This is a genomic window from Cupriavidus sp. D384, from assembly GCF_001652915.1.
Taxonomy (GTDB): Bacteria; Pseudomonadota; Gammaproteobacteria; order Burkholderiales; family Burkholderiaceae; genus Cupriavidus.
Genome location: NZ_BBQI01000087.1, coordinates 22,186 through 32,448 on the forward strand (window position 1 = coordinate 22,186; position 10,263 = coordinate 32,448).

A 10,263-nucleotide genomic window follows, 5' to 3' on the forward strand; every position below is an offset into this window, starting at 1 on the left:
GCCCGCGGCCCGTTGGCGCCCCGCCACCTGTCCCGCTTTGTGAAACAATGCCGGAATGCCCCGGCCGCCGGTCATCCCGCGTGTGCCAGGGCGGGCCGGCTTTTGTCGTGTTCCCAGTGCTGCAACAGACAACCCTTCAGATCGAGCCCATCATGACGCCTCTTTCGCAAGACGCCCGCCAGCCGCTGCTGGCGGCGCTGCCCGGCTGGACCCCCGTCCAGGACCGTGACGCCATCCAGAAATCGTTCAAGTTCGCCGATTTCAACGCCGCCTTCGGCTTCATGACCCGCGTGGCGCTGCAGGCCGACAAGGTGGACCATCATCCCGAGTGGTTCAACGTGTACAACCGCGTGGACATCACACTGTCCACCCACGATGCCAACGGCCTGACCCAGCGCGATATCGACCTGGCCCGCTTCATCGAACAGGCCGCCGCCGGCCTGGCGCGCTGAAACCGGTTCTCGCACGGCTGTAGGCCAACTGAAAGGCAGGCCTTGGGCCTGCCCTGTACAATCGGTAACATTGTTTCCGAATCAATGTCACCTGTACCGCCATGCGTATCCTGCTGATCGAGGACGACCGTCAAATCGCCAGCGGCGTGGAAGCCGGGTTGTCCCGCGCCGGCCACCAGGTACGCGTGGTGCATGACGGCGTCTACGCCACCGACCATCTGCTGAAGGAACAGCACGACCTGGTCATCCTGGACCTGGGCCTGCCGGGCATCGACGGCATGACGCTGCTGGCGCGCTACCGCGCCCGCAATCGCACCACTCCCGTACTGATCCTGACCGCGCGCGACGAGCTTGAGGACAAGCTGTCGGGCCTGAACGCCGGTGCCGACGACTACCTGGTCAAGCCTTTCGCCCTGCCGGAACTGGAGGCGCGCGTCCGCGTGCTGTTGCGCCGCAGCCAGCACGGCGAGGCTGCCCCGGAACGCGACGTGCGGCTGGGCCGGCTGCGGCTGTCGGGCAACGACCGCCGCATGTTCGTCGACGGCCGTCCACTGGAACTGTCGCCGCGCGAGTTTGCCGTGCTGGAACTGCTGCTGCAGCGGCAGGGCCGCGTGGTCAGCAAGGCACAGCTGCAGGACCACCTGGCCACCTTTGCGCATCCGGCCGGCGAAGGCGGCGATACGGTGGGCGACACCGCCATCGAGGTCTACGTGCATCGCGTGCGCAAGAAGCTCGAGGATGCCGACGTGGAAATCGTGACGGTGCGCGGCTTCGGTTATCTGCTACAAATCCGCGCCGGCCACTGAGCCTGACCGGCATGCGCCGCCCGGGTGGCGGCCGCCCTCAAGGGAAGTCCTGACCCGCCATGTGGCCGCGTTCGCAATCTTCTTCTGCCCCGCCTGGCGATGCGAGCGCCACGGGCAAGCGCACACGCGGCGGACGCAGCCGTAGCGGCGCGGCGGCGCGCGGCACATCGAACCTGAGCCTGCGCATCCATCTGCTGCGCGCACTGGCAACGCCGCTGTTCGCACTGGTGCTGACCAGCGGTTCGCTGTCGTACTGGCTTGCGGCGCACTACACCACGCAGGTCTTCGATCGGGCGCTCTATGGCGTCGCCAACAACATCGCCCAGCAGATCCGCATTGCCGGCCCGCGACTGGAGCAGGACATCCCGATCATCGCCCAGACGCTGGTCGAGGCCGAAGGCACGGATCGTATCTACTGGCGCATCCACGGCCCGGACGGGCTGATCGGCGGCATGGACACCTGGCTGGGCTACGGCACCGGCCAGACCTCGCTGCACGATGCGCGGCTGTTCTACGCGTGGTTCAGCGGCCGCCAGGTCCGGGCGGTGCGGCTGCCGGTGAACCTGCCCAGCCCGGCTGCCGACGAACTGGCGACCACGCCTGCCGAGGCGCAGATCCCGCGCGGGCCGATCGTGGTAGAGGTTGCCGAGTTGCTCGACCGCCGGGAAACGGCCGCCAACGAGATCCTGCTGTCGGTGTCGGTGCCGCTGATCCTGCTGCTGCTGGTCGGCAGCCTGATCCTGTCGCACGTGCTCAAGGAAGAGCTGGTGCCGCTGCAGATCCTGACCGACAAGCTGAACCGCCAGACCGCGCGGTCGCTGGCGGCGCTGGACGAGACCCAGGTGCCGGCCGAGGTCGAGCCGCTGATCCGCGCCCTGAATGCGCTGCTGTCACGGCTGCGCGACGCCCTGGATGCCCAACGCAAGTTCATCGCCGATGCCGCACACCAGCTGCGCACGCCGCTGACCGCCGTGAAGCTTCATGCCGACCGCGCCGTGGAAGCCGATTCGCTGGACGTGGCGCGCCATGCGCTGCGCGAGGTGCAGACGGCCGCCGACCGCGCCGTGCGGCTGTCGAACCAGCTGCTGTCGCTGGCACGGGCCGAGCCTGGCCTGTCGCTGGAGCGGCTGGGTCCGGTCGAACACTTCGACCTTGCGGAAATGGCTTTCGAGATTGGCGCCGAATGGGTGCCGCAGGCGCTGGCGCGCCGCGTGGACCTGGGTTTCGAGGTGCTGCCCGGTCCCACGTTCACCGGCGGTGCCCCGGCCGTGGTGCGCGGCAACCGGCTGCTGATGCGCGAAGCGCTGTCCAACCTGATCGATAACGCGGTGAAGTACGTGCCAGCCGGCGGACGCATTACGGTGCGCGCCGGCGGCGAGGCCATGGGCCATCGTGGCATGGCCGTGGTGATGGTGGAAGACAACGGGCCCGGCATCCCGCCTGCCCGCCGCGAGGAAGTCTTCAAGCGGTTCTTCCGTGGCGATCACACGCCTGGAACCCCTGCCCTGCAGGCGTCGCCTGGCGGGGCCGGCCTGGGCCTGGCCATCGTTCACGAGATCATCACCCTGCACCAGGGAACGATCCGGATCGAGGATGTGCCGGCTGCGGCGCCTGCATCGGTCTCGACGGCCCTGGCCGGGGGGCCCGACGATGGGGCCGGGCCGGATTCGGCAGCGCGCCGCGCGTCGATGCGGTTTGTGATCCGGATCCCGTGCGAGGCACCCGGCACCGTCGCCGCCTGAAAAGCCTGACGGGTCCGAGCGTCCGAGAGGCCGGGAATCCGGCCGAGCCGGTTACTTGCCCGACTTTTCCTTGGGCGCCAGCATCGTGCCGCGGCACTTCGGGCTGCCGCAACGGCACTCGTATTCCTTCTTCAGCTTCTTCGTATAGCGCGCGTCAATGACCAGGCCGTAGTCATAGAACAGCTCTTCGCCCTCGGCGATATCGCGCAAGGCGTGGATAAAGACGCGGCCCTTCTTCTCGCGCGCCTCGCAGTTCGGCTCGCAGGCGTGGTTGATCCAGCGCGCACGGTTGCCGCCGAACTTGGCGTCGATGACGTTGCCGTCGTCCAGGCTGAAATAGAACGTGTGGTTCGGATCCGTCGGATCGTGCGGATGGCGCTTGAGCGCTTCCTTCCAGGAAATGTGCTCGCCCTTGTATTCGATCACGCGCTCGCCCTCGGCGATCGCCCCAATCGCATAGACACCCCTGCCATGCACGCCTGACTGGCGCACTTCGATGCGATCGCTGGCGGTCTTCTTCTTGCCCGGCTTCAGTTCGTTGGCGTCCTTGGCCTTGTCCGACATTCTGATGTTCCTGCGGTGGTGGGCCGGTCCAGTCCGGCGCGAACCGGATGATACCCGCGTGGCTGTGTCAGGTATACGCATCATCGCCCGTGCGGGCAGCGACAGGTTTACGGCGTCGCCCACGTATACCGGTGTGGATAACCCGGCCTGTTTTTGTGGATAAGCGCATGGGTTTGATGTGGGCTGCCTGGGGCTGGCATGGGGAACGTATACGAACAACTTGGCAGGTATACGTCCCTCATCCCATCCCGAAGGATGAGTCATCCACGCGGGCCAACATTTCATCCCTGTGCTTTCGGTATACGTAAACGCTTGATCCGATTGACGTATACGGGGTTATCCACAGAAACGGGGGTGGTTTACCTATCACTACTATCTGTATACATGAAAGAAAGATGTAAACCATACGCAGGAGGACTGCCCCGGGGGATGTATACGCCACTGATCCGATCGCGGCACGGCAACTGCCGTCTCGATTGCTTTTGTGGTCCCGATGAAAAAAGAGGCAGGACTGTCGCCCATGCATGCGCCGCAATCCATGGCGAAACAGCCAGGCGCGCGGTATACGTCGCCTGACCGCCACCTGACTGTCGTGCACAGCCCGTATACGCCCTGAGCGGGCTCCTGAGGGCGTATACGGCCGATCGCGCCCTCCGGGGTGCTCACGGCCGTCAGAACGCGTCCTGAGGCGTATACGCGGCTCCAGGGACGTTTACGGCAGATTGCCGGCCCTTGGGGCCTCGGGGCGTATACGGGCGTTCCTGCCGCTCGCCTTTTCTGCAAAAAACCCGCCAACCTTGACCTGACGCGGCCTGGGAGCCAAGTGCCGGTAACAAACTGTTCCCGGTGCGGCGTGTCCGACACGGTATGATGTGGCCCGCGGCGTCTTTGCCGGGGCGGCTTCCAGCCAAGCCCTCCGGACAGGACGTCAGTGTTTTTTCAACTCGATACGGAGTGAAGCATGACGAAAACTGAACTGATCGACGCGATCGCAGCTGGCGTGGACGGTCTGACGAAGGCCAAGGCCGAGCAGGCCCTGAATGTGACCCTGAACGCCATCATGGATGCCGTGGCCAAGGGCGAGACCCTGAGCCTGATCGGCTTTGGCACCTTCAGCAAGGGCGAACGTGGCGAGCGCATGGCCCGCAACCCGCGCACCGGCGAAGAAATCAAGGTAGAAGCTGCGAAGACCGTGAAGTTCAAGGCAGGCCAGAAGTTCAAGGACGCCGTCAACCAGTAATGCCGACGGGCAAGCTGTTGCCCGGTTCGCATGACCCCGCCGTGCCGCCGCCAGAGCCCGAAAGCGGCGCAGGTGCGCAGCGCGCGGGGACGTTATCCACACCATTTTCCCCCCAGCTCCGCGTGGAGAATCGCACAGCCGGCACGGCCACTTCGCAGGCCTGCGGCAACCACGCCAAAATGTCATCCACGCTTGGCTGATCAAGGCCTTGCGCGAGATCAGGAATCACGAGCCTGACATGTCGTTCCGCTTGCCGCAGCGCACATTTCCACAGCCTTATTCACAGCGCTTTCCACACAAACTTCCACAGCATTCTCCACAGGCGCGCACACGTACCTGGCAGGGGCTGATGGCGGTGGTGGCGCTGGCCATCCTGTGCGGTTGCAGTACCGCGCCGCCGCGTCCGGCCCGGCCGCAGGCGGTGCCGTTGCCGGACTACGAGCGCGTGGTCACGCCGCCCGGCGCCACGGCGCGTGAACGGATCGTCGATATCGCCCGGCAGGAATGGCGCAAATGGGGCAGCCAGGTGGTGCACATTGCCCGTGACGATTCGGCCTGCGTGACGCAGAGCCCCCTGCCCGCCCCGGCGGCGGCGCTGCCGGCCAGTGGTGCCGGCGGCAATGGGGCGGCGCTACAGCCGTCGGCCGATACCGATATGGAAGAAGACGGCGACAGCCAGTGCCTGCGTTTTCCCGATGGCACGGGCATGGAAGCCACGCCGCAGGGGTGCCGGATGGCCCAGCGCTACTGGGGCATCGTCGGCGAGGCGCCCGATTGCCGCCAGGTCACGCAGGGTGCGTGGGCGTGGTCGGCGGTGTTCATTTCCTGGGTAATGCGCAAGGCGGGCCTCGACAACGATCAGTTCCTGACCGGCCAGTCGCATTCGATGTACGTGGTGGATGCGCGCGATGGCATCCTGCCGCGCCCCGCCTTCCACGTGGAGCCAGTGCCTGGCGTGCCACGTCCTGGCGACATGATCTGCGCAGGCCGGGGGCGCGACAAATACCTGTCCGATCCTTCCGAGATCGACTTTGGCACTACGCCCATGCACTGCGACATCGTGGTCGAGGTGGACCGTGCCGCCAACGTGGTCAAGGCGATTGGCGGCAACGTCCAGCAATCCGTCTCGATGGATGTGATCGACCTGAACGACGCCGGACAGCTCGACGGCTTTACGAACTCGCACATGCCGTGGCTGCTGATCCTGCGCAACGACCTGCAGTAAATGCAGCAATAACTGCCGCTGACAGGCCGATTCGGTACCGGCGGTAGCTTCTCAACATCGCCCCGCTGCATTGACGGGGATTCCCCTGCCGCTAAACACTGCGCGATCGTATTTCGACGATTTTTCGCATGTCTGCTGCAGCGCCCTCTTCCTCTCCGTCCGCCCCCTATTCCACCCCCGACATCGCGCGCCGCCTGGTGGCCGAAGCACTGGGTACGGCCCTGCTGGTGGCTATCGTCGTTGGCTCCGGCATCCGCGCGGAACGGCTGGCTGCCGGCGATACCGCCCTGGCCCTGCTTTGCAACGCCCTGGCTACCGGGGCCGGGCTGGTGGCGCTGCTGGTATCGCTGGGGCCGGTGTCGGGCGGTCACTTCAATCCGGTGGTCAGCCTGTCGAGCCTGATCCAGGGCCGGTTGTCGCCGCGCGACGCGGCTGGCTATGTGCTGGTGCAACTGACGGGTGCCGTGCTGGGCGTGATGGCCGCGCATGCGATGTTCGGCCTGCCCGCGCTGTCGATGTCGACGCAGGCGCGCACGGGGGCGCCGATGTGGTGGAGCGAATGCCTGGCGTCGTTCGGCCTGATCGGTCTTGCCATCGCCACCGGCCGCTCGCGGCCCGGGCTGGTGCCGTTTGTCGTGGCGGGCTACATCACGGCGGGCTACTGGTTCACGTCGTCGACATCCTTCGCAAACCCGGCCCTGACGTTGGCCTGCGCGATGACCGATACGTTCACCGGTATTCGTATGATCGATATTCCAGCGTTTATTCTGGCTCAGATATTTGGTGCTATGAATGCGACGCTGCTATTCCACTGGCTTTGCCCGCCGTTGCCGACCGAGCTACGCGCGGTGTCCCGGGGCCGATGGAAAGGCCGTGCCAGGCTTACCAGCGCCGATTGAGCTGCACGCCGAAGATCGAGCCGCTGGTCTGCGTAGCCCAGGCGTCGGCCGGCGCCGCGAAGGTGATGCCGTCCACGTCGTTGGCGCGGCTGTACGTATAGAACGCTCGCAGGTTGGCGTTGCCGGTGGCCTTGCCCAGCGTCATCGTGGGCGCCACCGTGAATGCGGTGCGCTGGCCACCGACGCCAAACCCGGACGAAATCTGGTCGTGCGCCACTTCGAAGGTCAGCTTGAACTGGTCGTTGGCGACAAAGGCCGGCCGCACGCGCGTGGCGGCCCATTGCAGCGTACCGACGCCGGAGCGATCGAGCTGCAGGCTCGATTCCACCGATCCGGCCAGGCCAGAGCGGCCCTTCCATTCCATCGATTCCGAAACGCGTACCCGCGACAGTGCGTTGCCCATGCCCGAATAGCCGGTCATGGCCGTGCGCGAACCCTGTCCGTACTGGAGGCCGAGCCGGTTGGTACCGTACAGCACGCCCTTCTGCTCATGCATGGCCGAAGCCCACCACGCGCTGCCCGTGTCCTCGATTTGCGACAGCGGCTCTACCCGCGTGAAACCGACACGGACCGAACCCTTGTCATTGGTGTCGATCGGGGCCGACAGCACCGAGTGATAGCTGGGAAGCTTGGCGCCATTTAGGTCGTTACGCGCGGTGTATTGATAACTCACGCCGAATTCGCCCAGTTTGGCGTTGTCGATGCCGAAACGCATCGATGGCGAGTTCGGCGGCAGCAGTCCGGACGACATCAGGAACGGATTGCTGTCACGGCGCCCCGCCCAGACGCTGGCGCCGTCGAGCACGGTCAGCCCGGACAGGCCGCTGACAGACGTATAGAAGTTCGGCACCAGCGCGTAGGGGTCCACCGCTGCGGCATTGCCATTGATCGATGTGGCATTGGTGCCCTTGGCCTGCGCAACCAGCTGGACCTGCGCGCCACCGCCGATATCCGCCACGGATTCGCGGATCTTGACCTCGCCCGAACTGGTGCACGCCAGACCCTGCCCGAACCCTGCGGAGGGCGTACCGCCGCCCGGACACGCGCGCTGCGTGCCGGAGCGGTCTTCCACGGCGGCGCGGCCGCTATAGCCGAGCCGCCAGACCGAATCGCCTGCGAGATCGTCAGCCGGAAGTTGCGAACGCAGCACTGGCGGGGCGTCGGACGGCGTTTCGGCCGCAATGTCGGCGTCTTCCGGATTGCGCGCCGCGGTCTGCGTGCCGTGCTGCGGCAGCGCCGGGAATTCGCCCAGCCGATGCGGAAACAGCACCACGGGTGGTGGCGGAGGGGGCGGCGGCGCCAATGAATCGGGCGGCCCGACAAAGTCGGGATTCTCGTTGGCCGGGGCCTGCGCTACCGTGGCGCCCGCCTCGGCGGGACTGGCCCCTTCGCTGCCGGCATCGGCCGACTGGATCAGGTCCGCCAGCGGGTCGGTAGATGCGGCGTTGGGTACGGCAGCAGCCGATGCGGCCGCAACTGGTACGGCGGCGGGTACGGCGGCGGAGGTCGCGGATGCCGTGACAGGCACGGCACCTGCGGCGACGGCGGATGTCACCTGCTGGGTCGTACTCTCCGCAATCATAGGCGGAGGTGCCACCGAAGTGCCCGTTTGTGCGCATGCGCTGAGCCCCCACGCGGCCAGAACGGCAAAGGCCAGGCGGCGACGGGCGAATGGACGGGAGGGAGGCAGTACGGATTGCAGCATGGACACAACAGGACCGGCGTGGACGAACTCCGGGTGGGAGGGCTCAGTTTTTAACAGGGGAACTTTTTGACAGCAAGCCGGGTTACAAAATCCCGCGATGCCGTCACAAAGCGTTGGAAATGCGTCGGAATTCCCACATTGCGGAAGATGCGATGCACCGCTTCGAAGCATGCCCCGGCGCCATGGCAAAACCGTTGCAGAAGTGCTGAATTCCTAGCGAAAACCCCCATCCGGCAGGGCGTCCGTGCTTAAAACGCCACCGCTATAATCGACCGACCTGTCTTCCGCGTAACACAATTATCGGGTGCAAGGCAGTCACGCATACATATTTATAAAAGAGGAGATGTCCATGGAACGTCGTTCCTTCCTGTTGAAGGCTTCGGCTGTAGCAGCCACGGGTGCGCTTGCCGCCTGCGGCAAGGAAGACAAGCCGGCGGCCCCCGCCGCATCGGCCAGCGCACCGGGTGCGCCCGCCGTCATCGGCAGCAATCCGGCGGTGGAATGGCGCCTGGCGTCGAGCTTCCCGAAGTCGCTGGACACCATCTACGGTGCGGCCGAACTGCTGAGCCAGCGCGTGAAGGAACTGACCGACGGCAAGTTCAACATCAAGGTGTTCGCCGCCGGTGAAATCGTGCCGGGCCTGCAGGTGCTGGACGCCGTGCAGAACCAGACCGTGCAGATCGGTCACACGGCCGGTTACTACTACTTCGGCAAGAACCCGACGCTGTGCTTCGATACGACGATTCCGTTTGGCCTGACCGCACGCCAGCAGAATGCCTGGATGATGCAGGGCAACGGCATGAAGCTGATGCGCGAGTTCTTCAAGGAATACAACGTCGTCAACTTCATGGGCGGCAACACCAATGCCCAGATGGGCGGCTGGTTCCGCAAGGAAATCAAGACCGTGGCCGACCTGCAGGGCCTGAAGTACCGCGTGGCCGGCTTTGCCGGCGTGGTGCTGTCGCGCCTGGGCGTGGTGCCGCAGCAGATTGCCGGTGGCGACATCTACCCGGCGCTGGAAAAGGGCACGATCGACGCCGCCGAATGGGTGGGCCCGTACGACGACGAAAAGCTCGGCTTCTACAAGGTGGCGCCGTACTACTACTACCCGGGCTGGTGGGAAGGCAGCGCGCAGCTGTCGTTCTACGCATCGCAACCCGAGTACGACAAGCTGCCGGCGCTCTACAAGCGTGCGCTGGAGACGGCCACCATCGAGGCGCATACCAACATGATGGCCAAGTACGACACCGTGAACCCGCAGGCGCTGGCCCGTCTGCTCGAAAACGGCGTGAAGCTGCGCCCGTTCTCGAAGGAGATCATGGAAGCCTGCTTCAAGGCCACGCAGGAAGCGTATGCCGACGAAAGCGCCAAGAATCCGTCGTTCAAGAAGATCTTCGACGACTGGCGCGTCTTCCGCAACAACGAGGCGGCCTGGTTCAACGTGGCCGAGCAGGCATTCGCGCAGTTCAGCTACGCGCGCAAGCTGTAAGCGGCGCCGTTCTGGCCTTTCGGCTATTCCGGTTACGCGAAAAGCCCGGCTTCGGCCGTAATGCCGTTCAGTTAAGAACTGAACGGCATTTTTAATTGGAGCGTCAGAGGAGGTTGTAAACGCTGCGCCGAGGTGTTAACT

At 65.3% G+C, this 10,263-nt stretch carries 9 protein-coding genes; 7 read left to right on the plus strand and 2 right to left on the minus strand.

Annotated features, from left to right (window positions below):
* The first annotated feature begins 140 nt into the window (after positions 1-140).
* From A9J21_RS17255 to A9J21_RS17265, 3 genes are all read left to right on the plus strand, one after another.
* Entirely contained in the window at positions 141-452 is a 312-nt protein-coding gene (locus A9J21_RS17255) for a 4a-hydroxytetrahydrobiopterin dehydratase (RefSeq protein WP_255366035.1), read from the plus strand.
* A 101-nt stretch (positions 453-553) separates the two neighbouring features.
* A complete protein-coding gene (locus tag A9J21_RS17260) occupies positions 554-1,258 on the plus strand; it encodes a response regulator transcription factor (protein ID WP_066737789.1) in 705 nt (234 codons plus the stop codon).
* A 59-nt stretch (positions 1,259-1,317) separates the two neighbouring features.
* Entirely contained in the window at positions 1,318-3,000 is a 1,683-nt protein-coding gene (locus A9J21_RS17265) for a sensor histidine kinase (RefSeq protein WP_066737791.1), read from the plus strand.
* Between the two features lie 51 nt (positions 3,001-3,051).
* Here the strand turns inward: A9J21_RS17265 and A9J21_RS17270 are convergent, their stop codons facing one another.
* Complete coding sequence (locus A9J21_RS17270) at positions 3,052-3,564, minus strand: SET domain-containing protein (RefSeq protein ID WP_066737793.1); 513 nt, start codon at positions 3,562-3,564, stop codon at positions 3,052-3,054.
* 961 nt (positions 3,565-4,525) lie between these two features.
* Between A9J21_RS17270 and A9J21_RS17275 the strand changes: the two genes are divergently transcribed.
* The 3 genes from A9J21_RS17275 (at position 4,526) to A9J21_RS17285 (ending at position 6,928) form a co-directional block, all read left to right on the plus strand.
* The gene (locus A9J21_RS17275; RefSeq protein ID WP_066737795.1) at positions 4,526-4,804 is read left to right on the plus strand and encodes an HU family DNA-binding protein; all 279 of its coding nucleotides are present in this window, start codon (positions 4,526-4,528) and stop codon (positions 4,802-4,804) included.
* Positions 4,805-5,042: 238 nt separating this feature from the next.
* Positions 5,043-6,029 carry a DUF2272 domain-containing protein gene (locus A9J21_RS17280; protein ID WP_066737796.1) on the plus strand — a complete coding sequence of 329 codons (987 nt, stop codon included), beginning with the start codon at positions 5,043-5,045 and terminating at the stop codon, positions 6,027-6,029.
* Positions 6,030-6,157: 128 nt separating this feature from the next.
* Positions 6,158-6,928 (plus strand): MIP/aquaporin family protein, encoded by a 771-nt coding sequence (locus A9J21_RS17285; RefSeq protein ID WP_066737798.1) that lies wholly within the window; start codon positions 6,158-6,160, stop codon positions 6,926-6,928.
* On the opposite strand, the gene A9J21_RS17290 is transcribed toward A9J21_RS17285, so the two are convergent.
* Positions 6,912-8,633: a carbohydrate porin gene (locus A9J21_RS17290; protein ID WP_066737799.1), complete on the minus strand. Its 1,722-nt coding sequence runs from the start codon at positions 8,631-8,633 to the stop codon at positions 6,912-6,914. The two genes, A9J21_RS17285 and A9J21_RS17290, sit on opposite strands and share 17 nt — an antisense overlap.
* 349 nt (positions 8,634-8,982) lie before the next feature.
* Between A9J21_RS17290 and A9J21_RS17295 the strand changes: the two genes are divergently transcribed.
* Positions 8,983-10,122: a TRAP transporter substrate-binding protein gene (locus A9J21_RS17295; RefSeq protein ID WP_066737803.1), complete on the plus strand. Its 1,140-nt coding sequence runs from the start codon at positions 8,983-8,985 to the stop codon at positions 10,120-10,122.
* Positions 10,123-10,263 lie beyond the last annotated feature (141 nt).

Bases quoted from the DNA above. Each gene is read 5' to 3' on its own strand.
- A9J21_RS17260 (WP_066737789.1), top strand. From the start codon at position 554: ATGCGTATCCTGCTGATCGAGGACGACCGTCAAATCGCCAGCGGCGTG.
- A9J21_RS17265 (WP_066737791.1), top strand. From the start codon at position 1,318: ATGTGGCCGCGTTCGCAATCTTCTTCTGCCCCGCCTGGCGATGCGAGC.
- A9J21_RS17270 (WP_066737793.1), bottom strand. From the start codon at position 3,564: ATGTCGGACAAGGCCAAGGACGCCAACGAACTGAAGCCGGGCAAGAAG.
- A9J21_RS17275 (WP_066737795.1), top strand. From the start codon at position 4,526: ATGACGAAAACTGAACTGATCGACGCGATCGCAGCTGGCGTGGACGGT.
- A9J21_RS17280 (WP_066737796.1), top strand. From the start codon at position 5,043: ATGTCGTTCCGCTTGCCGCAGCGCACATTTCCACAGCCTTATTCACAG.
- A9J21_RS17285 (WP_066737798.1), top strand. From the start codon at position 6,158: ATGTCTGCTGCAGCGCCCTCTTCCTCTCCGTCCGCCCCCTATTCCACC.
- A9J21_RS17290 (WP_066737799.1), bottom strand. From the start codon at position 8,633: ATGCTGCAATCCGTACTGCCTCCCTCCCGTCCATTCGCCCGTCGCCGC.
- A9J21_RS17295 (WP_066737803.1), top strand. From the start codon at position 8,983: ATGGAACGTCGTTCCTTCCTGTTGAAGGCTTCGGCTGTAGCAGCCACG.